This window comes from Paracoccus pantotrophus (assembly GCF_008824185.1).
GTDB classification, from domain to species: Bacteria; Pseudomonadota; Alphaproteobacteria; order Rhodobacterales; family Rhodobacteraceae; genus Paracoccus; species Paracoccus pantotrophus.
Window position 1 is genome coordinate 389,917 of record NZ_CP044425.1, and the last position, 26,304, is coordinate 416,220.

The 26,304-nt window shown below is 68.5% G+C and carries 26 protein-coding genes and 1 pseudogene; 15 read left to right on the forward strand and 12 right to left on the reverse strand.

The genetic code is table 11. The features are described from left to right. The first annotated feature begins 26 nt into the window (after window positions 1-26). From ESD82_RS09750 to ESD82_RS09765, 4 genes are read left to right on the forward strand one after another with little or no spacing between them, the layout of a single operon-like run. Window positions 27-1,037 (forward strand): ABC transporter substrate-binding protein, encoded by a 1,011-nt coding sequence (locus tag ESD82_RS09750; RefSeq protein WP_024843396.1) that lies wholly within the window; start codon window positions 27-29, stop codon window positions 1,035-1,037. Beyond that, window positions 1,034-2,083 carry a FecCD family ABC transporter permease gene (locus ESD82_RS09755; protein WP_024843397.1) on the forward strand — a complete coding sequence of 350 codons (1,050 nt, stop codon included), beginning with the start codon at window positions 1,034-1,036 and terminating at the stop codon, window positions 2,081-2,083. Before ESD82_RS09750 ends, ESD82_RS09755 begins: the two co-directional genes overlap by 4 nt. After that, window positions 2,080-2,850, forward strand: a complete 771-nt coding sequence (locus tag ESD82_RS09760; protein ID WP_147429247.1) for an ABC transporter ATP-binding protein — start codon at window positions 2,080-2,082, stop codon at window positions 2,848-2,850. Before ESD82_RS09755 ends, ESD82_RS09760 begins: the two co-directional genes overlap by 4 nt. A gap of 11 nt (window positions 2,851-2,861) precedes the next feature. Beyond that, window positions 2,862-3,290, forward strand: coding sequence for a pseudoazurin (locus ESD82_RS09765; protein WP_147429246.1), 429 nt, complete (start codon window positions 2,862-2,864; stop codon window positions 3,288-3,290). 151 nt (window positions 3,291-3,441) lie between these two features. Here ESD82_RS09765 and ESD82_RS22515 read toward each other — a convergent pair. The 11 genes and pseudogenes from ESD82_RS22515 to ESD82_RS09820 form a co-directional block, all read right to left on the reverse strand. After that, window positions 3,442-3,651: pseudogene (locus tag ESD82_RS22515) on the reverse strand (hypothetical protein); the annotation flags it as partial. Between the two features lie 92 nt (window positions 3,652-3,743). Continuing rightward, complete coding sequence (gene paaZ / locus ESD82_RS09775) at window positions 3,744-5,804, reverse strand: phenylacetic acid degradation bifunctional protein PaaZ (protein ID WP_147429245.1); 2,061 nt, start codon at window positions 5,802-5,804, stop codon at window positions 3,744-3,746. Between the two features lie 77 nt (window positions 5,805-5,881). Beyond that, the gene (locus ESD82_RS09780; protein ID WP_024843402.1) at window positions 5,882-6,634 is read right to left on the reverse strand and encodes a Phenylacetic acid catabolic protein; all 753 of its coding nucleotides are present in this window, start codon (window positions 6,632-6,634) and stop codon (window positions 5,882-5,884) included. Between the two features lie 22 nt (window positions 6,635-6,656). Continuing rightward, entirely contained in the window at window positions 6,657-7,733 is a 1,077-nt protein-coding gene (gene paaE, locus ESD82_RS09785) for a 1,2-phenylacetyl-CoA epoxidase subunit PaaE (protein ID WP_147429244.1), read from the reverse strand. Between the two features lie 31 nt (window positions 7,734-7,764). Next, window positions 7,765-8,286: a 1,2-phenylacetyl-CoA epoxidase subunit PaaD gene (gene paaD / locus ESD82_RS09790; RefSeq protein WP_028710288.1), complete on the reverse strand. Its 522-nt coding sequence runs from the start codon at window positions 8,284-8,286 to the stop codon at window positions 7,765-7,767. Between the two features lie 6 nt (window positions 8,287-8,292). Further along, window positions 8,293-9,147: a 1,2-phenylacetyl-CoA epoxidase subunit PaaC gene (gene paaC, locus ESD82_RS09795; protein WP_024843405.1), complete on the reverse strand. Its 855-nt coding sequence runs from the start codon at window positions 9,145-9,147 to the stop codon at window positions 8,293-8,295. Then, window positions 9,147-9,431, reverse strand: a complete 285-nt coding sequence (gene paaB, locus ESD82_RS09800; protein ID WP_011751029.1) for a 1,2-phenylacetyl-CoA epoxidase subunit PaaB — start codon at window positions 9,429-9,431, stop codon at window positions 9,147-9,149. The genes paaC and paaB overlap by 1 nt, the downstream gene beginning before the upstream one ends. Window positions 9,432-9,486: 55 nt before the next feature. Further along, window positions 9,487-10,476 (reverse strand): 1,2-phenylacetyl-CoA epoxidase subunit PaaA, encoded by a 990-nt coding sequence (gene paaA, locus ESD82_RS09805; RefSeq protein ID WP_024843407.1) that lies wholly within the window; start codon window positions 10,474-10,476, stop codon window positions 9,487-9,489. 18 nt (window positions 10,477-10,494) lie between these two features. Then, the gene (gene pcaF, locus ESD82_RS09810; protein ID WP_147429243.1) at window positions 10,495-11,700 is read right to left on the reverse strand and encodes a 3-oxoadipyl-CoA thiolase; all 1,206 of its coding nucleotides are present in this window, start codon (window positions 11,698-11,700) and stop codon (window positions 10,495-10,497) included. A gap of 143 nt (window positions 11,701-11,843) precedes the next feature. Then, window positions 11,844-12,698, reverse strand: a complete 855-nt coding sequence (locus tag ESD82_RS09815; RefSeq protein ID WP_147429242.1) for a PaaX family transcriptional regulator C-terminal domain-containing protein — start codon at window positions 12,696-12,698, stop codon at window positions 11,844-11,846. 117 nt (window positions 12,699-12,815) lie between these two features. Further along, a complete protein-coding gene (locus ESD82_RS09820) occupies window positions 12,816-15,188 on the reverse strand; it encodes a penicillin G acylase (RefSeq protein ID WP_147429241.1) in 2,373 nt (790 codons plus the stop codon). A 222-nt stretch (window positions 15,189-15,410) separates the two neighbouring features. On the opposite strand from ESD82_RS09820, the gene ESD82_RS09825 reads away from it, so the two are divergent. From ESD82_RS09825 to ESD82_RS09865, 9 genes are all read left to right on the forward strand, one after another. After that, window positions 15,411-15,797: a DUF6152 family protein gene (locus tag ESD82_RS09825; RefSeq protein WP_024843411.1), complete on the forward strand. Its 387-nt coding sequence runs from the start codon at window positions 15,411-15,413 to the stop codon at window positions 15,795-15,797. A gap of 5 nt (window positions 15,798-15,802) precedes the next feature. Further along, window positions 15,803-16,276, forward strand: coding sequence for a DUF6644 family protein (locus ESD82_RS09830; protein ID WP_028710286.1), 474 nt, complete (start codon window positions 15,803-15,805; stop codon window positions 16,274-16,276). A 262-nt stretch (window positions 16,277-16,538) separates the two neighbouring features. After that, window positions 16,539-17,804, forward strand: a complete 1,266-nt coding sequence (locus ESD82_RS09835; protein WP_147429240.1) for an ABC transporter substrate-binding protein — start codon at window positions 16,539-16,541, stop codon at window positions 17,802-17,804. Next, the gene (locus tag ESD82_RS09840; RefSeq protein ID WP_147429239.1) at window positions 17,804-18,523 is read left to right on the forward strand and encodes an ABC transporter ATP-binding protein; all 720 of its coding nucleotides are present in this window, start codon (window positions 17,804-17,806) and stop codon (window positions 18,521-18,523) included. The genes ESD82_RS09835 and ESD82_RS09840 overlap by 1 nt, the downstream gene beginning before the upstream one ends. Beyond that, window positions 18,520-19,233: an ABC transporter ATP-binding protein gene (locus tag ESD82_RS09845; protein ID WP_147429238.1), complete on the forward strand. Its 714-nt coding sequence runs from the start codon at window positions 18,520-18,522 to the stop codon at window positions 19,231-19,233. Before ESD82_RS09840 ends, ESD82_RS09845 begins: the two co-directional genes overlap by 4 nt. Next, window positions 19,233-20,096 (forward strand): branched-chain amino acid ABC transporter permease, encoded by an 864-nt coding sequence (locus ESD82_RS09850; protein WP_147429237.1) that lies wholly within the window; start codon window positions 19,233-19,235, stop codon window positions 20,094-20,096. The genes ESD82_RS09845 and ESD82_RS09850 overlap by 1 nt, the downstream gene beginning before the upstream one ends. 12 nt (window positions 20,097-20,108) lie before the next feature. Then, window positions 20,109-21,146, forward strand: a complete 1,038-nt coding sequence (locus ESD82_RS09855) for a branched-chain amino acid ABC transporter permease (protein ID WP_167521749.1) — start codon at window positions 20,109-20,111, stop codon at window positions 21,144-21,146. A gap of 18 nt (window positions 21,147-21,164) precedes the next feature. Beyond that, window positions 21,165-22,001, forward strand: a complete 837-nt coding sequence (locus ESD82_RS09860; protein ID WP_147429235.1) for an intradiol ring-cleavage dioxygenase — start codon at window positions 21,165-21,167, stop codon at window positions 21,999-22,001. 7 nt (window positions 22,002-22,008) lie between these two features. Beyond that, window positions 22,009-22,341 carry a hypothetical protein gene (locus ESD82_RS09865; protein WP_024843419.1) on the forward strand — a complete coding sequence of 111 codons (333 nt, stop codon included), beginning with the start codon at window positions 22,009-22,011 and terminating at the stop codon, window positions 22,339-22,341. A 5-nt stretch (window positions 22,342-22,346) separates the two neighbouring features. Here the strand turns inward: ESD82_RS09865 and ESD82_RS09870 are convergent, their stop codons facing one another. Next, a complete protein-coding gene (locus tag ESD82_RS09870; protein ID WP_024843420.1) occupies window positions 22,347-23,297 on the reverse strand; it encodes a LysR family transcriptional regulator in 951 nt (316 codons plus the stop codon). Window positions 23,298-23,390: 93 nt separating this feature from the next. On the opposite strand from ESD82_RS09870, the gene ESD82_RS09875 reads away from it, so the two are divergent. After that, window positions 23,391-24,464, forward strand: coding sequence for a maleylacetate reductase (locus tag ESD82_RS09875; RefSeq protein WP_024843421.1), 1,074 nt, complete (start codon window positions 23,391-23,393; stop codon window positions 24,462-24,464). Between the two features lie 56 nt (window positions 24,465-24,520). Then, window positions 24,521-26,278, forward strand: a complete 1,758-nt coding sequence (locus ESD82_RS09880; protein ID WP_147429234.1) for an FAD-dependent oxidoreductase — start codon at window positions 24,521-24,523, stop codon at window positions 26,276-26,278. Window positions 26,279-26,304: the final 26 nt, after the last annotated feature.

Consider the following 26,304-nt stretch of genomic DNA (forward strand, 5'->3'; position numbering starts at 1 on the left):
TTCATGATGTAGCGGAAGGAAACATCATGCCAAGGCTCACCACGGCGATGATCGCCACGTTCACCCTGGCGCCGATGGCGGCGTTCGGGGCCACCGAATACCCGCTGACGCTGACCAGCTGCGGCCACGAAGTCACTTTCGACAAGGCGCCCGAAAGCGTCGTCAGCGTCGGGCAAAGCACGACCGAGATCCTCTACATGCTGGGGCTGGCCGACAAGGTGGCGGGCACGGCGCTGTGGATCAACCCCGTCCTGCCCGAATTTGCCGAGGCGGATGCCGGGGTCGAGCGGCTGGCCGACAACGCCCCCAGCTTCGAAAGCGTGCTGGCCAAGAAGCCTGGGCTGGTGGTCACGGCCTATGAATGGATGATCGGCCCGCAGGGCGTGGTCGGCACACGCGAGATGTTCGACGACGCGCAGATCCCCAGCTGGATCATGCCCACCGAATGCGTCGGCAAGGACAATACGCAAAGCATGGACGGCGCGCGCTCGGTCCTGTTCGACACCGCGCTGCTCTACCAGGGCATCGAGGAACTGGCGGCGATCTTCGACGTGCAGGATCGCGGGGCCGCGGTGATCGCCGACCTGAAGGCGCGCGAGGCGGCGGCGGTCGAGCGGGCGCAGGCGCTGGACCTGCCCGAAACGGTGTCGGGCCTGTTCTGGTATTCCTCGGCCGAGATCGAGATCGACCCCTATGTCGCGGGTGCCAATGGCGTGCCGGGCTGGATGATGTCCAAGCTGGGGGTCAGGAACGTCGTCGCCTCGGCCGAGGAATGGCCGACCGTGGGCTGGGAAACCATCAGCAAGGCCAATCCCAGCTTCATCGTCGCCGCCGAGATGAACCGGCGCCGCTTTCCGGCCGACGACATCGCCGTCAAGCGGGATTTCCTGACCTCGGACCCGGTGACGAGCGAGATGGGGGCGGTAAAGAACGACCGCATCCTGACCATGCCGGCCAATGCGATGGACCCCTCGGTGCGCGCGATCTATGCGCTGGAATCGCTGGCTGACTCGCTGGCCGGGTTCGACCTGAAATGAGGGCGCGCGCCGCGACCCGCAGCACGGGGCGCAATCGGGGCTGGCTGTGGCTGGCCCCCGCCGTGCTGGTCGCGGCGCTGCTCTTCGGAACGGCGGTGGGCGAGACGCGCATTCCGCTGGCCACCGTCATCGAGGTGCTGGCGGTCAAGGCCGGGCTTGGCTCGGCCGCGCTCGATCCGATCGATGCCAGCGTGATCTGGCATTACCGGCTGTCGCGGGCGGTGGTCGCGGCCTGCGGCGGCGCAAGCCTGGCGCTGTCGGGGCTGATCCTGCAGGCGCTGCTGCGCAACCCGCTGGCCGAGCCCTATCTGCTGGGGATTTCGGCCGGGGCCTCGACCGGGGCGGTCACGGTCGCGGTGGCGGGGATCGGCGCGGGGCTGCTCAGCATGTCGGCGGGCGCCTTTGCCGGGGCGCTGACCGCCTTCGCGCTGGTGGCGGCGCTGGCGCGCGCCGCCGGCGGCGGGACCGGGATGCGCGGCGCCGGGGTCATCATCCTGGCGGGCATCGCCGGCTCGCAGATGTTCAACGCGCTGACCGCGCTGATCATCGCGCAATCGGCCAGCGCCGAGCAGGCGCGCGGCATCATGTTCTGGCTGCTGGGCAACCTGTCCGGCGTGCGCTGGCCCGACAGCTGGGTCGCGGTCCCGATGGCGGCGCTGGCGCTGGGGGTGGCGCTGTGGCATGCGCGCGCGCTCGACGCCTTTGCCTTCGGCGCGGAAAGCGCCGCGTCGCTGGGCATCGACCTGCGGCGCACGCAGGTGCTGCTGATCGGAACGGCCTCGCTGGCGACGGCGATCATGGTCTCGATCGCCGGGGCCATCGGCTTCGTCGGGCTGGTGGTGCCGCATGCGATGCGCATCCTCGTCGGGCCGCGCCATGCCAGGCTGGTCCCGGCGACGGCGCTGGCGGGGGCGGTGTTCCTGGTGCTGTCCGACGTCGTCTCGCGCATCGTCATTCCCGGCCAGGTGCTGCCCATCGGCGTCATCACCGCGCTGGTCGGCGCGCCCGCCTTTGCCGTGGTCATGATCCGGGGAAGGCAACGATGACGCCCATCCTGGAAGCCGTCGGCGCCAGCCATGCCGTGCGCGGCCGCGAGATCCTGTCCGACATCAGCCTGCGCCTGCATCCGGGCGAGACCCTGGGCCTGATCGGGCCGAACGGATCGGGCAAGTCGACGCTGATGGGGATGATGGCGGGCCTGCTGCGCCCCAGCCGCGGAGAGATCCGGCTGGAAGGCCGTCCCATGGCCCGGCTGGGCCGGCGGCAGATCGCGCGGCGGCTGGCGCTGGTCGCGCAATCGGCCGAGACGGCCGAACGGATCACCGTGCGCGATGCGGTGGAGTTGGGCCGCACGCCCTGGCTTGGCGCGCTGCGGCCATGGGGTGCCCAGGACGACGACGCCGTCGCGGCGGCCCTTGATGCCGTGGACATGGCGCATATGGCGGGGCGCGACTGGGCCTCGCTGTCGGGGGGCGAGCGCCAGCGCGTCCATATCGCGCGCGCCCATGCGCAGGCCCCGCGCGTCCTGCTGTTGGACGAGCCGACGAACCATCTCGACATCCATCACCAGATCGCCATCCTCGACCTGGTCGCGCAGCTTTCCGTCACCACCGTCATCGCGCTGCACGACCTGCATCACGCGCTGCGCTGCGACCGGATCATGGTGCTGCGCGCGGGCCGCTGCGTGGCGCTTGGCCCGCCGATGGAAATCCTGACCCCGGCGCTGATCCGCGAGATCTTTGCCGTCGAGGCCGAGATCATCCCCCATCCTGGCGGGGGCCGGCCGGTCTTTGCCTTCCAACGCCTTGCCTGAAGGGACATCCCATGCTGCTTCGCGCCGCGCTTCTTGCCTGCCTGCTGCCCGCCGCCGCCCTGGCCGAGACGCATGAGGTCAGGATGCTCAACCGCAATGCCACCGGCCCGATGCCCTTCGAGCCGGACTACCTGGTGGTCCAGCCCGGCGACACGGTCCGGTTCATCGCCGCCGATCCCGGCCACAATGCCGCCACCATCGCCGGGATGATCCCCGAGGGCGGCGAGAAATTCGTCGGCAAGATCGACGAGGAAATCGAAGTCACGCTGGACGCCGAGGGCATCTGGGGCGTCAAATGCTCGCCGCATTTCACCATGGGCATGGTGATGCTGATCCAGGTCGGCGACAGGCCCGCGACCGAGGCCGACCTGCCCGACGACCTGCCCCCCGCCGCGCGCCAGAGGATGCTGGAAATCCTTGAACGCCGAAAAGCGGACTGAGCCGGGGCCGCGTCGCATTGCAGCACAGGAGGGCGGCGCGGGCCTGCCCCCTCCCGCGGACTGCGCATCGGCGCGGGACTGGGAAAACCGATCTGCCTGGGCACCCGGCGCGGCGGGAATGGGGGGCGAAACAGGGCACGGGAAGCGCGCGCTGCGGGCAGGCGGGACGCTCGCGGGCTTTGCAGCCGGGGGCGATCCTCGTCGCAGGCGCGGGGTTCTTCAGGGCCAGCCCGCACGCATCGACCAGCCGGCCGGCCGGCAGTCCAAGATGCGGGCCGGGGCCACACTTTACGACATGAGCGGACTCGGCGCATTCAAGGCGCTGGACGCCCCGATCCGGCGCAGCCTGCTGCCCGCGCAAGGCTGATCATCGGGCGAGACGGTTCCGCCGATGATCAGCGGGGCGCAAGCGCCCACCGTCCCGCCGGTCCGTTCGCGCATCAGGCGACGGCCCTATTGCGCCGCCTGGGCCAACGGCCATTCCTTGGCGACCATGGTCAGCACGTCGTATTGCGCCACGACCTCGCCCTTCTGGTTCGTCACCTGGCAATCCCAGCGCACTTCGCCATGGCCGGCATTCTCGCGCGGGTTGATCTCCTTGCAGGTCAGCCGCACCTGCAGCGTGTCGCCGAAATAGACCGGGGTCAGGAAGCGCAGGTTGTCCACGCCGTAATTGGCCAGGACCGGGCCGGGATTCGGCTCGACGAACAGGCCCGCCGCAAAGCTGGCGATCAGGTAGCCATGCGCCACGCGGTCGTCGAAGAACGGATTCGCCTTGGCCGCCGCCTCGTCCATATGGGCATAGAAGGTGTCGCCGGTGAAATGGGCGAAATGCTCGACATCCTCGCGGGTGACGGTGCGGCTCGCCGTGACCAGCTGGTCGCCGATGTGCAGCTCGGCCAGCGACTTGCGGAAGGGATGCACACCCTGCTGCACGTCGGCGCCCTCGATCCAGCGCCCGGTGACGGCGGAGAGCAGCCGCGGCGCGCCCTGGACGGCGGTGCGTTGCATGTAATGCTTGACGCCGCGAATGCCGCCCATCTCCTCGCCGCCCCCCGCGCGCCCCGGCCCGCCATGGACCAGCGGCGCGAGCGGCGAGCCATGCCCGGTCGAGGATTTGGCCGAGGCGCGGTTGCCGATCAGCACCCGGCCGTGCCAGGGCGCCGCACCCAGCACCGCCTGCTCGGCGACCTTGGGATCGTCGGTAAAGACCGATGTGACCAGCGAACCGCGGCCCAGCCGCGCCAGCGCCACCGCCTCGTCCAGGTCGTCATAGGGCATGACCGTCGAGACGGGACCGAAAGCCTCGACCTCATGCACCGCCGTCGCCTGGAAGGGGCTGGCGGCATACATCAGCACCGGGTTCAGGAAGGCGCCCTTGGCGGCATCGCCCGAGGTCACGCGCACCGCGTCGGGATCGCCCGCCACGATCTCGGCCGCCGCCTGCAGGTCGCGGATGCGCTCGCGCACCTCCTCGCGCTGGTCGAGGCTGGCCAATGGCCCCATGCGCACCCCCTCGTCGCCCGGCAGGCCCAGCGGCGTCTTGCCCAGCCGCTCGTCCAGCGCGGCGACCAGGGCGTCGACCTGGGCGCGGGGCGCGATGACGCGGCGGATCGCGGTGCATTTCTGCCCGGCCTTGACCGTCATCTCGCGCGCGACCTCGCGCACGAACAGGTCGAATTCCGGCGTGCCCGCCACCGCGTCCGGGCCCAGGATCGAGGCGTTCAGGCTGTCCGCCTCCATGGTGAAGCGCACGGAATTGGCGACGATCGCCGGATGGGTCTTGAGCTTGCGCCCGGTCCAGGCCGAGCCGGTGAAGGTCACGGCATCCTGTTCGGTCACATGGTCCAGCAGATCCCCGACCGAGCCGCAGATCAGTTGCAGCGCGCCTTCCGGCAGGATGCCGGTCTCGACGATGCGGCGCACCATCAGCTCGGTCAGATAGGCGGTCTGGCTGGCGGGCTTGACCAGGCAGGGCATCCCGGCCAGCAGCGTCGGCGCGATCTTTTCCAACATGCCCCAGATCGGGAAGTTGAAGGCGTTGATATGCACCGCCACGCCATGCAGCGGCGTCAGGATATGCTGGGCACTGAAGCTGCCGTCCCTGGACAGCGGCTCGACATCGCCATCGGTCAGCACGCGGGTATTGGGCAATTCGCGCCGGCCCTTGGAGGCATAGGTCAGCATGGTGCCGATGCCGCCCTCGATATCCACCCAGCCGTCGGCGCGGGTGGCACCGGTATGCAGGCTTTCGGCGTAGAACTCCTCTTTCTGCGCCATCAGCGCCAGGCCCAGGGCCTTGAGCATGCCGGCGCGTTCGTGAAACGACATGGCGCGCAGCTTCGGCCCGGCCACCTCGCGGCCATGGGCCAGCGCGGCGGCGAAGTCGATGCCGGTCGAATCGATCACGGCCACCGGCTCGCCGGTGGCGGCGTCCAGCAGGGCCTGGCCCGGCTTGTCGCCGGGGGTCCAGCGCCCGCAGACATAGCTTTCAAGACGGCGCGGAGTGGTCATGGGCGTTTCCTCGGTCAATCTTCGTTTTGGTCAGGCGGCAAGGCCGCGCCTGTCGGGGCACGGCCGCAAGCACCGATTCAGAGGCCAAGCGCGGCCAGATGTTCCGACACCAGCGCCTCCCAGCGGGCCAGCAGCGCCTCGTTCGGACTGTGGCGCAGGCCGAAGCGCGCCAGCGTGTCATAGCGCGCCGAATGGGCCACGCCGAAGCCGGCCGCGACGCGCGGCTGCCAATAGGCGACGGCAGCGCGGGCTTCCTCGCGCCCGGTCTCGGTCTGGGCGATCTGCTCCAGCCCCTCAAGACCCAGCTCGGCATGGCGCGCCTCGCGCGGGGCGATCTCGCGGAACACCTCGGCCAGCGGACCGTAGGAGACGCGGGTCAGTTCGGTCATCTGCACCCCGGTCGCCAGCCCTTGCAGCACGTTCATCACCACCGCATCGGTCCAGCCGGCGATGGGATAATGGAACACCGACAGCCGCATGTCGCCCGGCCGGCGCGCGGTGCCCAGATCGGCATCGCGCTCGACCCGCGCCGCCCAGTCATGGCTGGTCTGATAGCGCGCGGCATCGGTGCCGAACTCGGCCATCACCCGCAGCACGCGCTCGGCATGGTCGGCCTTTTCCAGCGTGATGCGGCTGGCGGCGATGCGCTCCTTGATGCCGGGGGCCAGGTTGATCGCATCGGCAAAGCCGGCCGAGGCGGCCAGCTCGCTGTCGACAAAGGACGACATCAGCCGCAAAAGCTCGCCGCGATAGCGGGCGGGCGCGTTGCCGGGCGCGGTCAGCACCCCGCCCTGCGCCAGGTAGTCCTCGATATTCATGGTATCGGACATGGGTTCCCCTCCTGCGCCCGGATCATTCGTCATAGGTGACGACCACGCGGTCGCTGATCGGATAGGCCTGGCAGGACAGCACATAGCCGGCACGGACCTCGTAATCCTCCAGCGCGTGGTTCACCGCCATCTCGACCTCGCCCTCCAGCACCTTGCAGCGGCAGGTCGAGCAGACGCCCGCCTTGCAGGAATAGGGCGCGTCCATGCTGTTGGCGAGCGCGGCTTCCAGGATCGTCTCGCCCTCGCGCGGCATCTGGAAGCTGCGGGTGGCGCCGTCCAGCGTCACGGTGGCCGCGACCCCCTCGCCGGCACCAGCGGCCTGGGCCGAGACGGGCCGGGCCTTGGCGCGGCCGGGCTGGCTGGAGGCGAACAGCTCGAACTTGATCTGCTCGTCGCGCAGCCCGTGGTCGCGCAAGGACGCCGCGACGGTCAGCATCATCGGTTCCGGGCCGCAGATGAAGGCGGTGTCCACGGCCTCGGCATCCAGCCAATGCTGGAACAGCGCCGCCATCTTGGCCTCGTCGATGCGGCCGGTGAACAGGTCGATCTCCTGCCCCTCCTGCTCCAGCACATGGATGACCGAGAAGCGGCCGAGATAGAGGTTCTTCAGATCCTCCAGCTCCTCGCGGAACATGATGGTGTTGATCTGGCGGTTGGCATAGACCAGCGTGAACTGCGCGCGCGGCTCGCGCGCCAGCACGGTCTTGATGATCGACAGGACCGGCGTGATGCCCGAGCCGGCGGCAAAGCCCAGATACTGCTTTTCCGCCTCGGGCTCGATCGGGGTGAAGAACTTGCCCATCGGCGGCATCGCCTCGATCTCGTCGCCCGGCGCCAGGTTCTCGTTGGCCCAGGTGCTGAAGGCGCCGCCATCGACGCGCTTGATGCCGACGCGCAGCATGCCCTCGTCCTTGCCGGCGCAGATCGAATAGGAGCGGCGCAGCTCCTCGCCGTCGAAATCGCGGCGGAAGGTCAGGTATTGGCCCTGGGTGAAGTCGAACAGCGCGCGGTCCTCGTCGCGGGGCGCCAGGGTGACGACCACCGCGTCGCGCGTCTCGCGGCGCACGTCGATGACCTTCAGCGGGTGGAAGCGTGCCATGGGGGTATCCTTCCTGAAGCGGGTCGCCTTCTTACAGGCATTTGAAATAGTCGAAGGGTTCCAGACAGTCCTTGCAGCGATAATTCGCCTTGCAGGGGGTCGAGCCGAACTGGCTGATCTTTTCGGTATTGGTCGAGCCGCAGCGCGGGCAGGCGATGGTCAGGTTGGCGCCGGTCATCCGGGCGATGCGCCCGGCCAGCACCCCGTCCGCCGCCGTGCCATCCACGGGGGGGGCAATGCCATAGGCGCGCAGCTTTTCCCGGCCCTCCGGCGTGATCCAGTCGGTGGTCCAGGGCGGCGACATCTGGCGCTCCAGCCGCAGCTTGTCGATGCCGTGGCCGCGCAGCGCGGTCTCGATATCCAGGTTGATGATGCTGGTCGCGGGACAGCCGGAATAGGTCGGCGTGACCCGGACGACCAGCGTATCGCCCTGCCATTCGACGCCGCGGATGATGCCCAGGTCGGTCAGGCTGATCACCGGGATCTCCGGGTCGGGCACCTCGGACAGCCAGCCCCAGACCTGCTCGACGCTGGGATGGGTCGCAGCGGCCATGGCGCCTTACCAGCTGGCGCCGGGATAGGCGCGTTGCAGGAACTGCATCTCGGCCAGGATGTAGCCCAGATGTTCCGTGTGGATGCCCTGCTTGCCGCCCTTATGCGCGAAATCGCTTTCGGGGATCTGCAAGGTCGCCTCGCCCAGCACATGGCGCAGCGAGGCGTCCCAGCCGGCGCGCAGGCTGGCCGGATCGGGGGCAATGCCGCGCGCGGCCATCTGCGCATCCTTGTCGTCGCCCAGGAACATCTCTCCGGTATAGGGCCAGAGCGCGTCCAGCGCCTGCTGCATCCGGCGGTGGCTTTCCTCGGTCCCGTCGCCCAGCCGCACCACCAGGTCGGAGGAGCGTTCCAGGTGATAGGCGACCTCCTTGCCGGCCTTGGCCGCGATCTCGGCCACGCGCGGGTCCGACGAGGCCGCCAGCCCCTTCAGCAATTCATGGTGCCAGGCGTCGAACAGGAACTGCCGCATCAGCGTATGGCCGAAATCGCCGTTCGGACGCTCGCAGATCAGCAGGTTGCGGAAATCCCAGGCGTCGCGCAGATAGGCCAGGTCGTCGGCCGAGCGGCCCTGCCCCTCGACCTCGCCGGCAAGCCCCAGCCACAGCTGGGTCTGGCCGATCAGGTCCAGCGCCACGTTGGCCAGCGCGATGTCCTCCTCCAGCGCCGGCGAATGGCCGCACCATTCCGAGACGCGATGGCCCAGGATCAGCGTCGAGTCACCAAGGCGCAGCAGGGTTTCGAACAGCGCCTCCTGGCCCTCGTCGGGCTGGGGCACGGCGGGATGGGCCGGATGGGCCTCGGCCTCGCGCCGGGCCAGTTCCGCCACCTGGGGCGTGTTCATGTCGGGCAGCGACGGCATCACATATGCCCCACTTCTTCGGGAATGTCGAAAAAGGTCGGGTGGCGATAGACCTTGGCGTTCGAGGGCTCGAAGAGCGGCCCCTTTTCCGAGGGGCTCGACGCGGTGATCTGCGCCGAGGGCACGACCCAGATCGACACGCCCTCGTTGCGGCGGGTATAGACGTCGCGGGCGTTCATGATCGCCATTTCGGCGTCGGGCGCGTGCAGGCTGCCGACATGGCGGTGGTTCAGCCCGTGCTGGCCCCGGATGAAGACCTCCCAGAGCGGCCATTCCTTGGACATGGTTCTCTCCCTAAACTTGGTTCTGCGACTGGCGCGTGTTCCTGGCGATGACGGGTTATTCGGCGGCCTGCGCCCGGCGGGCGGCGGCCTTCTCGGCATGGGCCATCAGCCCCTCGCGGAACCAGGCGCCGTCCTCCCAGGCCTTGACGCGGGCGCCCAGCCGGTCCTTGTTGCAGGGCCCGTTGCCGGCGATCACGTCGAAGAATTCCGACCAATCCGGCTCGCTGAAATCGTAGCCACCCTTTTCCTCGTTCCATTTCAGGTCCGGGTCGGGGACGGTCAGGCCCAGGTATTCCGCCTGCGGCACGGTCTGGTCGACGAATTTCTGCCGCAGCTCGTCATTGGTGTTGATCTTGATCTTCCAGGCCATCGACTGCGCCGAATGCACCGAATCCTTGTCCGAAGGCCCGAACATCATCAGCGCCGGATACCAGAAGCGGTTCAGCGCGTCCTGCGCCATGCGCTTCTGCGCCGGCGTGCCCTGGGCCAGCTTCATCATCACCGCATAGCCCTGGCGCTGGTGGAAGCTTTCCTCCTTGCAGATGCGGATCATGGCGCGGGAATAGGGACCATAGCTGGTGCGCTGCAGCGGCACCTGGTTCATGATCGCCGCGCCGTCGACCAGCCAGCCCACCGCGCCCATGTCCGCCCAGGTCAGCGTCGGATAGTTGAAGATCGAGGAATATTTCATCTTGCCGGCATGCAAGAGCTCCATCAGCTCGTCGCGCGAGACGCCCAGCGTCTCGGCCGCCGAATAGAGATAGAGCCCGTGCCCGGCCTCGTCCTGCACCTTGGCCAAGAGGATCGCCTTGCGCTCCAGCGTGGGGGCACGGGTGATCCAGTTGCCCTCGGGCAGTTGGCCGACGATCTCGCTATGCGCGTGCTGGCCGATCTGGCGGATCAGCGTCTTGCGATAGCCCTCGGGCATCCATTCCTTGGGCTCGATCTTCTCGCCGCGGTCGATGCGCTCCTGGAAGGCGATCTCCTGGGGAGTCATCTCCTCGCGGGCCTTCATCCCTTCGGATTTCACAAGCTGGGCATACATGGCAAACTTCTCCCTGGGTCAAACGCGTTCGAGGATCAGCGCGATGCCCTGCCCCACGCCGATGCACATGGTGCAAAGCGCATAGCGCCCGCCGGTGCGATGCAGCTGATACATCGCCGTCGTCACAAGCCGGGCCCCCGACATGCCAAGCGGGTGGCCAAGCGCGATGGCACCGCCGTTCGGATTCACATGGGCGGCATCGTCGGGCAGGCCAAGGTCGCGCAAGGTCGCCAGCGCCTGGCTGGCGAAGGCCTCGTTCAATTCTATCACATCCATCTGCTCGATGGTCAGTCCCGCGCGCGCCAGCACCTTTTTTGCCGCCGGCGCCGGGCCGATGCCCATGATCCGGGGCTCGACGCCGGCCGCGGCCATGGCAACGATGCGTGCCTTGGGCGTCAGGCCGTGGCGCTTCGCGGCCTCGCCCGACAGGATCGCCAGCGCCGCGGCGCCGTCGTTGACGCCCGAGGCATTGCCGGCCGTCACCGTCAGGTCAGGGCCGTTCACGCCCTTCAGCTTGGCCAGCACCTCGGCCGTGGTGCCGGGGCGCGGATGCTCGTCGGTGTCGAAGACCACCGGCTCGCCCTTTTTCTGCGGTATGGTGACGGGCACGATCTCGTCGGCAAAGACGCCGGCCTTCTGCGCCGCTTCCCAACGGGCTTGGCTGCGGGCGGCAAAGGCGTCCTGGTCGGCGCGGCTGACGGCGAAATCGGCGGCGACGTTGTCGGCGGTCTGCGGCATCGAATCGATGCCGTATCGCGCCTTCATCGCCGGGTTGACGAAGCGCCAGCCGATGGTGGTGTCATAGACCGCATTGGCGCGGGAAAAGGCGCTTTCCGCCTTGGGCATCACGAAGGGCGCGCGGGTCATGCTTTCGACGCCGCCGGCGATGACGAAATCGCAATCGCCCGCCTTGATCGCCCGCGCCGCCATGCCGACCGCATCCATGCCCGAGCCGCAAAGCCGGTTCACCGTGGTTCCCGGCACGCCGATGGGCATGCCCGCCAGCAGCACCGCCATGCGGCCCACGTTGCGGTTGTCCTCGCCCGCCTGGTTGGCGCAGCCATAGATCAGGTCATCGACCGCCGCCCAGTCCACGCCGGGGTTGCGCTCCATCAGCGCCTTCAGCGGCACCGCGGCCAGGTCGTCCGCCCGGACCGAGGCCAGCGCCCCGCCATAGCGGCCGATCGGCGTGCGCACCGCGTCACAGATGAAGGCGTCCTGCATGCTCTCTCCCCTTTTTGGCAACGGCCGATGATTCTCCAATTCACCGACCGGTTGGTCAACTTATACAATCCAAAACATCACAAAGAAAGAAAAATTTGGTCAGTCGTGTGATGTTTTGGGGCGCAAAAAATAATCCGTTCTTCTCAACTTGTTGTGCGGGACAGGTCGGCCAGCCTCGCCTCGCTTTCCGCGGTCTTTTCCGGCAGGAGGCCGTCGCTGCCTTCGAATTGCGCCCCGATCCAGCGTTCCGCCGCCGGGGAAAGCTGGCGATAGAGGCGGCGGAACAGCGCCCGCGCCTCGTGCCCTTTCCAGTCCGGCGGCAGGGCGGCCTGCGGCAGGCGGGGGTCGCGCAGCAGCACGCCGCGATAGTCATGCACCAAGAGCAGCCGCGCGATCAGCGCCATCTCGTCCGACAGCGCCGCGCCCGCCTCGGCCAGCGGCGCAAAGCGCGCCAGCATGTCGAGATAACGCTGATGCAGCACCGAGAGATCCCAGAACTGCCCGATCCGGCCCAGTTCGGGCGGGTCCGGGGCACGAAAGACCAGCGCGCCTTCCGGCAGCGGCTGGCCGCGGTCGGGCCGGATGAAGACCGCGCCGCCCATATGGCCCATGCGCTGGTGGCGGGCCTCGTCCTCGGTCAGGTCCGGGGCGTGCAGGATCTGCCAGCCCTGCGCCGGCACCTCGGCCTTGTAGAGCAACCCCGCCGCCTGGTCGAACTCCCGCTGGGCCGAGGCGTCCAGCCGGTAGTAGCTGCGCCGCCCCAGCCGCTCGCCGCGCAGCCGGTGGGCGGCGACCAGGCGCGAGACGGCGGTGCGCACCAGCGATTCGCTGATGCCGACCCGCTCGCAGACCTCGATCAGCGTGCCGGTCCACAAGACGCCGCCGCGCGGCACCACCACGTCGCCATAGACGGTGACGATGAAGGCGGCCGAACGCAGCGCCATCCCCTGCAATATCCCGTCGATCAGCCCGCGCTCGGCCATTCCGCCCTGCCGCATGTTTCCCCGCCATCCGCCGCCGCTGCCATAGAAGCCGGGAAAGCGGTCATGCGCAATGCGGCTTGCCCCAGCATCGGGCGCGGAGGCCGGCCACCCGTCGCGATGGCCGGCCGGGCCTTACCGCGGGACGGCGATGGTCTCGCGCGACACGGCGGCCGCTTCGACCTCATCGCGGGTCAGCGCCTGCGGGCGGCAATCGAAGCCCTCGTAAAGCGCCAACTGGTCCTCGTAATGCGGGGAAGCCTCGCCCGAGGGGCCGATGAAGCCGCTCTGGCCCGGCGGGGTCACGGCGCAGAACTCGGCCTTGCCGTCGCGGAAGGTGATCCGGTTGTTCTCGGTGCCGCGGTTCATCGCGGTGCCGATGGCGCGGACCTCGTCCTCGCCGGCCTGCGGGATGCCCAGGTAGTTGCTGGTCTCGAACACGTGCTGCTTGATCTCGATGCGCCAGTCGGCCGGCTCCTGGCTGCCGAACCTGTCGGCCAGCCGCGCCGCGGCCTTGTCCAGCGAGGCAAGGATGATCTCCTTGCGGCCGGCCGCGTCGGCGCCGTTGAAGAAATCATGGGTCTGCGGCACGCCGGCCCGCTCGCCCAGCAGCGCGTTGTGCAGCATCTGCGCGGCGCGCGAGATGCGGTTGTACAGGATCGCCGGCGGGATCGCCGGGCTGTCGTCGCGCAGCACGTCCTCGACCATCACGTCCAGCCAGGCCTGGAACAGCCCCACCGCCGGGCTGGTCGCGCGGCCGTCCTCGGCCCGGATCTGCTGCCCGTCCCAGTTGCGCAGGATCTCGACCAGTTCGGCGCGCTGGCTTTGCGGGTCGATGCCCTCGGCCGCATCGAGGATGAAGGGCAGGAAATAGCGCGCGTTGATGTCGAGAAAGCTGATCTCGCGGTTGATGTTCCACACCTCCTCGGGTGTCAGCTTGTCCTTGGCGTCGAGCCGCGCGGTGATCTCGACCACACGGTCGGCGCTGCCCCAGGGCGTGGCCTCGAAATTCGCGGCATCGCCCTTGGCCGAGCGGTTGTTCCAGTTCGCGATCCAGCCCTGGCTGGGGTTATAGGCCTTGGGCGCATCGGCAAAGGGCCGCACGCCCTGCCAGTCGTCCTTGCCCGGCCGGGCCGGAAGCCGCTGGTCATGGCCTTCGGCGCGGACGGGGACATGGCCGGGCGAGACATAGCCGATATTGCCGTCCCGGTCAGCGTAATACCAGTTGATCGTGGTCGCGACCTTTTCCGCCTGGTCCAGCCATTCCTGGTAATTCTGCGCCTTGGTCGAGTTCACCCAGGCCATGAGGGTCGAGATCTCCTGCCCCTTCCAGGCGCGGTTGAAGGCATAGGCGGTCGCCGTTTCGGGATCGATCTGGCCGACCACGCCGTAATCGCTTTCCCAGACCGTGGTCTCGACCTCGGGCTGGCCCTTGACGCGGAAGGTCTCGCGGCGGGCCGTCATCTCCTTCCAGCTGTCGTGGGCGCGGTATTGCCGCGGATTCTCGGGGTTCAGCTCCAGCCGGTAATAGTCGTTCACGTCGCGCGGCCCGGCGGTGGCGCCCCAGGCGATGGTGCCGTTGGTGCCGAACAGGACGTTGGGCACGGCAAAGGGCGTGTTGCCGGTCAGGTCGAACCCCGCGCCGTGCAGCCCGATGCTGAAGACATAGGACGGGTTGAAATTGCCGAATTGCGGGCCGTTGATCAGGATGGTGCTGCCGTCGGTGGTCTTTTGCGGCCCGGCGATCCACAGGTTGCTGGCACGCGGGCGCTCATCATCGCCGGGCAGCGCGCCGGCGTGCAGCAATTCGGCAAAGCCGCTGGCGGAAGGCGGGGTCAGCCCGGCCTTGCGCTGGTATTGCTCGCCCTCGGGCACGGTGGTCGGGGCCAGCGGATCTTCGTCCCAGAACATCTGGTCGAAAACTGCGCGCGCCTGTTCGGCGCCGAATTGCGCCTCCAGCTCGGCCAGCGTCCTGGCATTGGCCAATTCGGAACTGTAGCCCGAAAAGCGGCCGGCCATGGTCCCGACATAGATCATCGCCACGTCGAACTCGGTCCAGCGGCGGGGCTTGAAGCCGAAATCGTTGAACTGCCTGGGCATCAGCTCGGCCGGTTCGGCCAGAACCCGGTCCACCCACAGGTTGAAGCCCGCCGCGTAGCCGCGCAGGATGTCGCGCTCCTCCGGCGCCAGCGCCTCGATCTGGCGGCGGATCTCGGCATGGTCGAACATGGCCCGGGTCTGGATATCGAAGGGCAGCCGCTCGATGCCCAGCACCTCGGCCACCTCGCCCAGGACCGAGCGCCGCGCCATCTCCATCTGGAACAGCCGGTCCTGCGCCACGCTGTAGCCGAAGCCCGCGTAAAGCCCATGCACGTCGTCGGCATAGACATGCGGCACGCCCCAGTTGTCGCGGATGATCTCGACCCTTGTGTCGGCCAGGGCCGGACAGGCCAGAAGGGCAGAAAGGCCGGCCGACAGCAGCAGGCGGCCAAACGAAGACCTGAACATGGTATTCTCCTCCAGGTGCAAGCGCCTCCTCCGGCGCGTGGCAAGGCTTATCGTTAACCGTTCGGTCGGTCAATTAATTAGGGATGCCCGCTCAGCCGGCCGGCAGGGGATCGGGCCGTTCACGCGATTGTCAGCGCCGACCGCCGCAGGCTGGCCGATCATGGTGGGGCGGCCGCCACGGCCCGCGGCAGTCCCGACCAACATTTCCCAAAGAGGTCCGACATGCAGAATCACGCCCGCATCCTTCCCTCGATCATGCTCGCCGCTGCGCTGACGCTGGGCGCCGCACCCCTGCTTGCGCATCACGGCTGGTCATGGGCCGAGGGCGAACAGACGACGCTGGAAGGAACCGTCGAAAGCGTCTCGATGAACCCGCCCCATCCTACGATCCAGGTCCGCGATGCCCAGGGCACCGTCTGGCAGGTCGACCTGGGCAATCCCAACCAGACCGCCCGTTCGGGCTTTACCGCCGACACGGCAGGGCCCGGCGATGCGATCACGGTGATCGGCAATCGCAACCAGGATCAAAGCGCGCATATGAAGGCCGTCCGCATCGTGATCGACGGGCAGAATTACGACATGTATCCCGAGCGTATCCAGGCGGACTAAGGCCCGTGCAGGAACTCGCGGCCTGGGCCGAGGGCACCGCGCTGGCGGCGGCGCTGCGCCGGTCGGGCCATCTCTATATGGTGGTGAACGCCACGCATATCCTGGGCGTCGCGCTGCTCTTGGGCGCGATCGTTCCGCTGGACCTGCGCCTTGTCGGGATCGTCCGCGGCGGCGCGCTGCGCGTGCTGGCGCCCTTTCTGTCGCGCGCGGCGGGGATGGGGCTGGCCATCACCCTTGCGACCGGGCCGGTCCTGTGGTCGGTCGCGGCCCGCGACTACCTGGCCAATGCCGCCTTTCGCTGGAAAATCGCGCTGATCGCGCTTGGCCTTCTGGTCGTCGCCCTGCAACATGCCGGCAAGGGTTGGCGACAGGCCGTCGAGACCGGGACGCCCGGCCTGGATGCCCGTATCCTGGCGGCGCTTTCGCTGGCGATCTGGCTGTCCGTGCTGCTGGCGGGGCGCTGGATCGGCTTTCTGTGACGGCGCGCGGCAGGATCGGGAATCCCTGAAACGCCGGTATTGGACGGGCCGACGCGCCCTCGCCGGACCTGCCGTCCATACGGGCCGGCCCCCTGGATGCGATCCGCAGAGATATAACCCAAGGGCATATTTCTGCGCGACCATGCGATAATATGGCAACCTTACCCGAGATAGAGTGCCGCTTCAGGACGCTTGCCGCAAGCGCCGGTCGGAGGAGGGCCGGACCCGCAACGGCATGCGGCGGATCATGGGAGGTTTGGCAATGCTCAACAGACGGACATTCATCGCCTCGGGCTCGGCCCTGGCCGGGCTGGGGCTGGCGCGCCCGGCACTGGCGCAGCGCAAGGCGATCAGGATCGGCTATGTCAGCCCGCAGACCGGGCCGCTTTCGGCCTTTTCCGCCGCGGACGATTTCATGGTCCGGCAGTTCCTGGCCGCGGCGCCGGGGCTTGGCCTCGATGCCGAGGTCATCGTCAAGGACAGCCAGTCCAATCCCAACCGCGCCGCCGAGGTGGCGCGCGAGCTGATCAGCCGCGACGAGGTGAACCTGATCCTGGTGGCATCGACCCCCGAGACGACCAACCCGGTCTGCAGCGTGGCGGAATCCGAGGAGATCCCGGTGATCTCGACCGTGGCGCCCTGGCAGCCCTGGTTCATCGGCCAGCAGGGCAACCCCGCCGATCCGGGCAGCTGGCAGGAATTCGACTATGTCTATCACTTCTTTTGGGGGCTCGAGGACAATGTCCGGGTCTTCATGAACATGTGGGACGCCGTTCAGACCAACAAGTCCGTCGGCGCGCTGTGGCCCAACGACAGCGACGGCAATGCCTGGTCCTCGGCGGTGGGCATGCCGCCGGCGCTGGCCGCGGCCGGCTACAGGCTGACCGATCCCGGCCGCTACCAGAACCTGACCGACGATTTCAGCGCCCAGATCAGCGCCTTCAAGCAGGCGCAGGCCGAGATCCTGGTCGGCATCCCGATCCCGCCGGATTTCACCACCTTCTGGACCCAGGCCCGGCAGCAGGGCTACCGGCCCAAGCTGGTTTCGGTCGCCAAGGCGTTGCTGTTCCCCGAAAGCGTCGCCGCGCTTGGCGAGCTGGGCGACAACCTGACCGCCGAGGTCTGGTGGTCGCCGCAGCACCCGTTCCGCTCGTCGCTGACCGGGCAGAGCGCAGGCGAACTGGCCGGCGATTTCGAGGCGGCGGCGAAGCGGCAATGGACCCAGCCCGCCGGCTTCGTCCATGCGCAGTTCGAGGTCGCCGCCGACGCCATCCGCCGCACGGACGACCCGACCGACGGCGATGCGCTGGCCGAGGCCATCGCCGCCACCGATCTGCAAACCGTGGTCGGCCGCGTCGCCTGGGGACAGGAGAACGTGCCCGAATTCGCCCGCAGGAACGTCGCCAAGACGCCGCTGGTCGGCGGGCAATGGCGCCGCATGCAGGACGGCAGCTTCGACCTGGTGATCGTCGAGAACGCTCTCGCATCCCAGATCCCGCTGGGCGACAGCCTCCGGACCTTGGCGTGATGGCCCTGCTTTCGTTGCGATCCGTGTCGAAAAGCTTCGGCGCGCTGAAGGTCACCGACGATGTCAGCTTCGATCTGCAACCGGACGAGGCGCTTGGCATCATCGGCCCGAACGGCGCCGGGAAATCGACGCTGTTCAACCTGATCACCGGCAACCTGCGGCCCGATGCCGGGCAGATCCTGCTGGACGGGCGCGATGTCAGCGCCGATTCGGTCATGGCGCGCTGCGCGGCGGGCATCGGCCGCTCGTTCCAGATCCCGCAGCCCTTCGGCCACCTGTCGGGCTATGAAAACCTGCTGGTCGCGGCGCGGTTCGGCGGCGGGCTCGCGGCGGCCGAGGCGCCGGAATTCTGCATGGACATCCTGCGCCGCACCGGGCTGGCCGGCGTGGCCGACAGTCCCGCAGGCGGGTTGCCGCTGCTCAGCCGCAAGAGGCTGGAACTGGCGCGCGCCATGGCGACGCGGCCGCGGGTGCTGCTGCTGGACGAGATCGCCGGCGGGCTGACCGATGCCGAATGCGTCGAACTGGTCGCCACCATCCGCGCCATCCACGCCGAGGGCACCGCCATCGTCTGGATCGAGCATGTGCTGCATGCGCTCAACAGCGTCGTGAACCGGCTGATCGTACTGAATTTCGGCCGGCTGCTGATGATGGGCGATGTCCGCACGGTGATGAACGCACCCGAGGTGCGCGAGATCTACCTGGGGGCCGAGGCATGAGCGACCCCATCCTGTCGGTGTCCGGCCTGACCGCGCATTACGGCGATTTCCAGGCGCTGTTCGGCGTCGACCTGGCGCTGGAACCGGGCGAGGTCGTCGCCATCATCGGCGCCAACGGCGCCGGCAAGACCACCCTGATGCGGGCGATCACCGGCATCGCCCGCATCAGCGCCGGCCGCGTCCGGCTGGACGGGCGCGACATCACCTGCACCGCCGCACCCGACATCCTGATGGCAGGCATCGCCATGGTGCCCGAGGGGCGGCGGCTGTTCCCCTCGCTCAGCGTCGAGGAGAACCTGCTGATCGGCGCCCATGCGCGCCGCACCGCCGGGCATTGGAACCTGGAAAGCGTCTATCGCCTGTTCCCCGCCCTGCGCGAGCGGCGCGACCATCCCGGCACGGCGCTGTCGGGCGGCCAGCAGCAGATGGTCGCCATCGGCCGGGCGCTGATGTCCAATCCGCGCGTGCTGCTCTGCGACGAACTCAGCCTCGGCCTCGCCCCGGTGGTGATCCGCGAGATCTATGCCGCCTTCCCCGAGATCCGCGCCGGCGGCGCCTCGATCGTGGTGATCGAGCAGGACGTGGGCCAGGCGCTGAAGGTGGCCGATTACGTGCATTGCATGATGGAGGGCCGCATCACCCTGTCCGGCCGGCCGGGCGAGCTGTCGCGCGACGCCATCCACGACGCCTATTTCGGAGCGACCCACTGATGTTTTCGCTGGATACGATCGTGCAGGGCCTGCTGCTGGGCGGGCTCTATGCGCTTTTCGCCGCCGGGCTCAGCCTGGTCTTCGGCATCATGCGGCTGGTGAACCTGGCGCATGGCGACCTGATCGTGCTGGGCGCCTATCTGATCCTCGGCCTCGGCACGGCGACGGGCATGAGCCCCTTTGCCGCGGCGCTGATCGCCATGCCGCTGATGTTCGCGCTGGGATGGCTCTTGCAGACCCGCCTGCTGAACCGCGTGCTGGGCGAGGACATCCTGCCGCCGCTGCTGGTCACGTTCGGGCTGTCGGTGGTGATCCAGAACGGGCTGCTTGCCGCCTTCACCGCCGACAGCCGCAAGCTGGCGGCGGGGCCGGTCGAGGCCGCCTCGGTCGCGGTCGGGCCGGTGCAGATGGGCGTCATGCCGGTGATGACCCTGGCCACGGCGGTCGCGGTCATCCTGGGGCTCAACCTGCTGTTCTATCGCACCGCGCTGGGACGCGCCTTCCGCGCCACCTCGGACGATGCGGTGACGGCGCAGCTGATGGGCATCCGGCCGCAGCGCATCTTCGCCATGGCCACCGGCATCGCCCTGGTCGTCGCCGCCATCGCCGCGCTCTACCTGGGCACGCGGGCGAATTTCGACCCGTCCATCGGGCCGGCGCGGTTGCTCTATGCCTTCGAGGCGGTGATCATCGGCGGGCTGGGCAGTCTTTGGGGCACGCTGGCCGGGGGCGTGGTGATCGGCCTGGCCCAGACCATGGGCGCGGCGATCAACCCGGAGTGGCAGATCCTGGCCGGGCATGTCGCCTTCGTGCTGATCCTGATGGTCCGCCCGCGCGGACTGTTCCCCCGAGCCATCGACTGAAAGGGCGCCGTGATGAAGAACGCTTTTCCCGCATATCGCCCCCTGGCGCTCGCCGTCCTTGCCGCAGCCGTCCTGGCCATGGTGCCGCTGATCGGCCCGCGCGCCATGGTGCAGGATCTGTTCGGCATCCTCTGCCTGCTGGTGCTGGCGCTGAACTGGAACATGCTGGCGGGCTTTGCCGGGCTGGTCTCGGTCGGGCAGCAGGCCTTCGTCGGCATCGGTGCCTATACCATGTTCGCCGCCGTCATCCTGTTCGGGCTGGACCCGCTGGCCGGCGTGCTCTTGGGCGGGCTGGTCGCCATGGCGCTGGCCGTGCCGGTGGCCTGTTTCGTCTTTCGCCTGAACGGCGCCTATTTCGCCATCGGCACCTGGGTCGCGGCCGAGATCGCCCGGCTGGGCCTGGGCCAGTGGAAGGCGCTTGGCGGCGGCACCGGCACCTCGCTGCCCAAGGGCACCACCCGCGACATGCTGGGCGTCGGGCCGGTCAAGGAATGGCTGGGCGTGTCCAGCGCCGCGGCCAGCGACATCCTGCTTTACTGGCTGGCGCTGGGGCTGGTGCTGGTGACGCTGGGCGTGTCCTGGGCCTTCCTGCGCTCGCGCCTGGGGCTGGGATTGCAGGCGATCCGCGACAATGCCATGGCCGCGCGCGCGGTGGGCGTCGATCCGGTGCGGCTCAAGGCGCTGGTCTTTCTGCTGACCGCCTTCGGCACCGGCCTTTGCGGCGGGCTGCTGTTCATCCAGATCACCCGCATCACCCCGGACGCGGCCTTCTCGCTGCTGGACTGGACCGCCTTCGTGCTGTTCGTGGTGGTGATCGGCGGCATCGGCACCCTGCCCGGCCCCATCGTCGGCGTGGTGCTGTTCTATGCGCTGGAGCGGCTGCTGTCGGATTACGGCAGCGCCTATCTGATCGTGCTGGGCCTGTTCGGCATCGCGGTCATGCTGTTCGCCCGGCGCGGCCTCTGGGGCAGCCTGTCCGGACGCACCGGGCTGGAGCTGCTGCCGCTGGGCCACCGCGCCCCCGACCCTGCATCGGCCGTCCGGCCCTGAGATTCACGAAAGGAAAGCATCATGTCCTATTTCACCGAAGCAGGCTCGGTCGAGGCGGTGAACGCCCGCATGGGCGAGACGACCGACGCCCGGCTGGCCGAGGTAATGGCCTGCCTGGTCAAACACCTGCACGCCTTTGCCAAGGAAATCGCCCTGACCCAGGAGGAATGGGAGATCGGTATCGACTTCCTGACCCGCACCGGCCGGATCTGCTCGGGCGAGCGGCAGGAGTTCATCCTGCTTTCGGACGTGCTGGGATTCTCCATGCTGGTCGATGCGATCAACAACCGCCGCCCCGAGGGCGCGACCGAGAACACCGTCTTCGGCCCCTTCCATGTCGAGGGCGCGCCGATCCGCGAGATGGGCGCATGCATCAGCCTGGACGGCAAGGGTGAAAGCTGCCTGTTCGAGGGCCGGGTGCTGGATCTCGACGGCAATCCGGTCGAGGGCGCGACCGTCGATGTCTGGTCCGACAATGCCGACGGCTATTACGACGTGCAGCAGCCGGGCATCCAGCCGAAATGGAACAATCGCGGCCGTTTCGTCACCGGACCGGACGGGCGCTACAGCTTTGTCGGCATCAAGCCGGTCAGCTATCCGATCCCCGATGACGGGCCGGTCGGGCAGATGCTGGGCCAGCTGGGCCGCCATCCCTATCGGCCGGCGCATATGCATTACATGGTGACGGCACCGGGCTATCAGCGCGTCGTCACCCATACCTTCGTCGCCGAGGACGACTATATCGCCGACGATACCGTGTTCGGCGTCAAGGAGACGCTGATCGCCCCCTTCCAGCGCGTCGATGGCGACACCCTCTGGCGCTCGCCCTTCGACTTCGTCCTCGTTCCCGCCTGAGCCGATCATGCCCAACGTCAAGATCTATATCGACGAAACCCGCCTCGCCGCCTGCCGCGCCGCCATCGAGGACGCGCTGCCCCGGCTGCGTGACCTGCTCTGCGAGCGGCTGGCGGTCGAGGCCAGCGCCTGCCAGATCGCCGCGCTGCCGGTGCTGGGCCTGCCAGACCAGCCGCAGGTGAATGCCGAGCTGCTGATCCTGCCGCGCAGCGGGCGCACGCCGGAGCGCATCCGCGCCGTCGCCGGGACCATGCGGCAGGTGCTGGAACAGGCCAGCGGCCTCGATGTCGCGGTGCGGGTGGGCATGCTGGACCCCGAAACCTATCTGGCGCTGAAATAGCCCCCTCAGCCGCGCCGGCGCGTCACCTGCTGGTCGTGTTCCATCCGCGCGGTCAGCCGGGCGAATTCCTCGGTCAGGAAGGCGATGAGCTGGCGCATGGCCGGGGGGCCGGGGCGGTTCTCGGGCATCAGCAGGCCCAATTGCCGCTCGGGGTGGTCGATGCGCAGCGGCAGCGCCTCCAGCGGCACGCTGCGGCGCGACAGGAACACCACCGAATAGGGCAGCACGGTCAGCGCATCCGATCCCGCCATCACCGACTGGATCGAGGCCAGCGTGCCGCCCGAGAAGCTGACGTTGAAATCCTCCTGCCCGATGGATTTCAGCGCCCGCTCCAGGTCACGGTAAAGCGGGCTGTTCGCCGGCGGCGCGATCCAGGGATAGGGCGCCAGGTCGGCCTGGGCGATGGCCTTGCGCCGGGTCAGCGGATGGCCGGCGCGGGCCGCCACCACGTTGCGGCCCGCGAGGACCGGGATGAAGCCCAGCCCCGGCGGCACCTGGCTGGGATGCAGGGGCAGGATCGCCATGTCCAGCGTGCCGTTGCGCAAGGACGCCTCCAGCGTATCGACATAGCCATAGGACTGGTCGATCTGCACCTCGGGGTGGCGCATCTGGAAATCCGCGATCATGGTCGAGACCACGCCGTCCATGAAGATCGGCGAGCCGCCGACCCGCAGCCGCCCGGCATGGCCCTTGCGGAAACGCTGGACCAGCAGGCTCGCCTCCTGGTTGGCGGCGCGGATGCGGGCACCGAAGCGCGCCAGGCTCAGCCCCAGTTCGGTCGGGCGCAGCGGCCGGCGGCCGGGCTGGAACAGCGGCATGCCGATGCGCTTTTCCAGCAGCGCCATGCTGCGCGAGACCGAGGGCTGCGACTTGCCAAGCGCCTCGGCCCCCTCGGTCAGCCCGCCCTTTTCGACGATCACCGCCAGGATTTCCAGATGTTCGCTGTCTATTTTCATAACTTATCGCTATATTATACTCCATTCATCCGATCAATATTTGTCTTTGCCCGGTGTAGCTTGCCCCCGATGAGGATCGAGGGAGGAATAGCCGTGTCCTTTTTCCGCGAGGAATTCACCGCGCAAAGCCCGGCCGTCCGGGTGCGGTTCGGCCGCAATGTGCGCAACAGCATCGCCGACGAGATCGACGCGCTCGGCGCCCGCCGCGCGCTGATTCTGACCACGCCGCAGCAGGCCGATATGGCCGAGGAATTTGCCGCGCTTTGCGGCGACCGCGCGGCCGGCCGCTTCACCGGCGCGGTCATGCACACCCCGGTCGAGGTCTCGGAACAGGCGACCGAACAGGCCCGCAGCATCGGCGCCGACGTGCTGGTCGCGGTGGGCGGCGGCTCGACCACCGGCCTCGGCAAGGCCATCGCGCTGCGCACCGGCCTGCCGCAGATCGTCGTGCCCACCACCTATGCCGGCAGCGAGGCGACGCCGATCCTGGGTCAGACCGAAAACGGGCTGAAGACCACGATCACCGACCGCCGCGTGCAGCCCGAGATCATCCTCTACGATGCCGAACTGGTCGCCACCCTGCCGGTGGCGATGACCGTGACCAGCGCGATCAATGCCATGGCCCATGCCGCCGAGGGGCTTTACGCCCGCGACCGCTCGCCCCTGACCTCGCTGATGGCGGTCGAGGGGCTGCGCGCCTTTCGCGACGCCCTGCCCCGCGTCATCGCCGCGCCCGGCGACCTGGCGGCGCGGGGCGAGACGCTTTATGGCGCCTGGCTTTGCGGCTCGGTGCTGGGCCAGGTCGGCATGGCGCTGCACCACAAGCTTTGCCACACGCTGGGCGGCAGCTTCGACCTGCCCCATGCCGAGACCCATGCCGTGATCCTGCCGCATGCCATCGCCTATAACGCGCAGGCGGTGCCCGAGCTGCTGGCACCGGTGGCCGAGATCTTCGGCGATGCCGATCCCGGCCGGGCGCTGCACCGCTTCGCCCGCGAAAGCGGCGCGCCGCTGGCGCTGCGCGACCTGGGCCTGAAGGAAACGGATCTGGACCGCGCCGCCGAGATCGCCACCCGCAACCCCTATTGGAACCCGCGCCCGGTCGAGCGCGACGCCCTGCGCCGGCTGCTGGCCGCCGCCTGGGCGGGCGAGGCGCCGGACCGCTGAGCCGCCCGCCCCGCAGCCACGCATTTCGACGAAACCTCTGGGAGGAGAGACCTCGAATGACTGATATCACCACCGATGTGCTGATCATCGGCACCGGCCCGGCCGGCTCGGCCACCGCCGCGCTGCTGTCGACCTACGGCATCGCCAACATGGCGGTGAACCGCTATCGCTGGCTGGCCAACACGCCCCGCGCCCATATCACCAACCAGCGCACCATGGAGGTGCTGCGCGACCTGGGCCGCGAGGTCGAGGACGAGGCCTATATGTTCGCCACCCATCAGGAGCTGATGGGCGAGAATATCTTCTGCGAAAGCCTGGCAGGCGAGGAAATCGGCCGGCTGAAGGCCTGGGGCAACCATCCGCTGTCCAAGGCCGAACACCTGATGTCCTCGCCCACCCGGATGAACGACCTGCCGCAGACCTATATGGAGCCCCTGCTGTTCAAGACCGCCTGTTCGCGCGGCACGCAGGGGCGGCTGTCCACCGAATACCTGCGCCATGAGCAGGACGAGACCGGCGTCACCACCACCTGCCGCGACCGGCTGACCGGACAGGAGATCACCATCCGCTCGAAATACCTGGTCGGCGCCGATGGCGGCAAGTCGCTGGTGGCCGAACATGCCGGCCTGCCCTTCGAGGGCAGGATGGGCGTGGGCGGCAGCATGAACATCCTGTTCCGGGCCGACCTGTCGAAATACGTCGCGCACCGGCCCTCGGTGCTTTACTGGGTGATGCAGCCCGGCGCCGATGTCGGCGGCATCGGCATGGGGCTGGTGCGCATGGTGCGGCCCTGGAACGAATGGCTGATCGTCTGGGGCTATGACATCAACGGCCCCGAACCGGAAGTGACCGAGGCACTCGCCACCGGCGTCGCCCGCCAGCTGGTCGGCGATCCCGAGCTGAAGATCGAGCTTTTGTCCGCCAACACCTGGACGGTGAACAACTTTTACGCCACCCGGACCTCGAACGGACGGGTGTTCTGCATGGGCGATGCGATCCACCGGCATCCGCCGTCGAACGGGCTGGGCTCGAACACCTCGATCCAGGATGCGTTCAACCTGGCCTGGAAGCTGGCCCTGGTGCTGAAGGGCCAGGCCGGCGAGCGGCTGCTGGACAGCTATGACGCCGAGCGCGCGCCGGTGGCCAGGCAGATCGTCACCCGCGCCAACCAGTCGATCACCGAGACCGGCCCGATCTTTGCCGCGCTCGGCATGGCCGAGGGGGTGGACCCGGTGCAGATGCAGAAGAACCTGCAGGCCCGCACCGACGGCACGCCCGAAGCCGAGTTGCAGCGCGAGGCGATCCGCAAGGCCATCGCCTTCAAGAAATACGAATTCGACGCGCATGGCGTCGAGATGAACCAGCGCTACCGCTCGGATGCCATCGTGACCGACGACCAGCTGGAGCCGGACTTCCAGCTCGACCCCGAGCTGCATTACCAGCCGACCACCTGGCCGGGCGCCCGCCTGCCGCATGCCTGGCTTTATCGCCACGACGACGGGGCCGAGGTCTCGACCCTGGACCTGTGCGGCCATGGCCGCTTCACCCTGCTGACCGGCCTTGGCGGCGAAGCCTGGGCCGAGGCGGCCGGCAGGGTGGCGCGCGACCTGGGCATCGACCTGGTCGCCCATGTCATCGGCCCGCGCCGGGCCCATGTCGACCACAGCGGCGACTGGGCCCGCGCCTCGGAAATCAGGGATAACGGCTGCCTGCTGGTGCGCCCCGACCACCATGTCTGCTGGCGCGCGACCGGCCTTGTTCCCCGGCCCGAGGCGGAACTGGCCCGCGTGCTGCGCCAGGTGCTGGCGCGCTGAGCCCCGGCCACCGGGCGCATGCTTGC

Coding starts and splice junctions, on each gene's coding strand:
- ESD82_RS09750 (WP_024843396.1), top strand. CDS start 27: ATGCCAAGGCTCACCACGGCGATGATCGCCACGTTCACCCTGGCGCCG.
- ESD82_RS09755 (WP_024843397.1), top strand. CDS start 1,034: ATGAGGGCGCGCGCCGCGACCCGCAGCACGGGGCGCAATCGGGGCTGG.
- ESD82_RS09760 (WP_147429247.1), top strand. CDS start 2,080: ATGACGCCCATCCTGGAAGCCGTCGGCGCCAGCCATGCCGTGCGCGGC.
- ESD82_RS09765 (WP_147429246.1), top strand. CDS start 2,862: ATGCTGCTTCGCGCCGCGCTTCTTGCCTGCCTGCTGCCCGCCGCCGCC.
- paaZ (WP_147429245.1), bottom strand. CDS start 5,804: ATGACCACTCCGCGCCGTCTTGAAAGCTATGTCTGCGGGCGCTGGACC.
- ESD82_RS09780 (WP_024843402.1), bottom strand. CDS start 6,634: ATGTCCGATACCATGAATATCGAGGACTACCTGGCGCAGGGCGGGGTG.
- paaE (WP_147429244.1), bottom strand. CDS start 7,733: ATGGCACGCTTCCACCCGCTGAAGGTCATCGACGTGCGCCGCGAGACG.
- paaD (WP_028710288.1), bottom strand. CDS start 8,286: ATGGCCGCTGCGACCCATCCCAGCGTCGAGCAGGTCTGGGGCTGGCTG.
- paaC (WP_024843405.1), bottom strand. CDS start 9,147: ATGCCGTCGCTGCCCGACATGAACACGCCCCAGGTGGCGGAACTGGCC.
- paaB (WP_011751029.1), bottom strand. CDS start 9,431: ATGTCCAAGGAATGGCCGCTCTGGGAGGTCTTCATCCGGGGCCAGCAC.
- paaA (WP_024843407.1), bottom strand. CDS start 10,476: ATGTATGCCCAGCTTGTGAAATCCGAAGGGATGAAGGCCCGCGAGGAG.
- pcaF (WP_147429243.1), bottom strand. CDS start 11,700: ATGCAGGACGCCTTCATCTGTGACGCGGTGCGCACGCCGATCGGCCGC.
- ESD82_RS09815 (WP_147429242.1), bottom strand. CDS start 12,698: ATGCGGCAGGGCGGAATGGCCGAGCGCGGGCTGATCGACGGGATATTG.
- ESD82_RS09820 (WP_147429241.1), bottom strand. CDS start 15,188: ATGTTCAGGTCTTCGTTTGGCCGCCTGCTGCTGTCGGCCGGCCTTTCT.
- ESD82_RS09825 (WP_024843411.1), top strand. CDS start 15,411: ATGCAGAATCACGCCCGCATCCTTCCCTCGATCATGCTCGCCGCTGCG.
- ESD82_RS09835 (WP_147429240.1), top strand. CDS start 16,539: ATGCTCAACAGACGGACATTCATCGCCTCGGGCTCGGCCCTGGCCGGG.
- ESD82_RS09840 (WP_147429239.1), top strand. CDS start 17,804: ATGGCCCTGCTTTCGTTGCGATCCGTGTCGAAAAGCTTCGGCGCGCTG.
- ESD82_RS09845 (WP_147429238.1), top strand. CDS start 18,520: ATGAGCGACCCCATCCTGTCGGTGTCCGGCCTGACCGCGCATTACGGC.
- ESD82_RS09850 (WP_147429237.1), top strand. CDS start 19,233: ATGTTTTCGCTGGATACGATCGTGCAGGGCCTGCTGCTGGGCGGGCTC.
- ESD82_RS09855 (WP_167521749.1), top strand. CDS start 20,109: ATGAAGAACGCTTTTCCCGCATATCGCCCCCTGGCGCTCGCCGTCCTT.
- ESD82_RS09865 (WP_024843419.1), top strand. CDS start 22,009: ATGCCCAACGTCAAGATCTATATCGACGAAACCCGCCTCGCCGCCTGC.
- ESD82_RS09870 (WP_024843420.1), bottom strand. CDS start 23,297: ATGAAAATAGACAGCGAACATCTGGAAATCCTGGCGGTGATCGTCGAA.
- ESD82_RS09880 (WP_147429234.1), top strand. CDS start 24,521: ATGACTGATATCACCACCGATGTGCTGATCATCGGCACCGGCCCGGCC.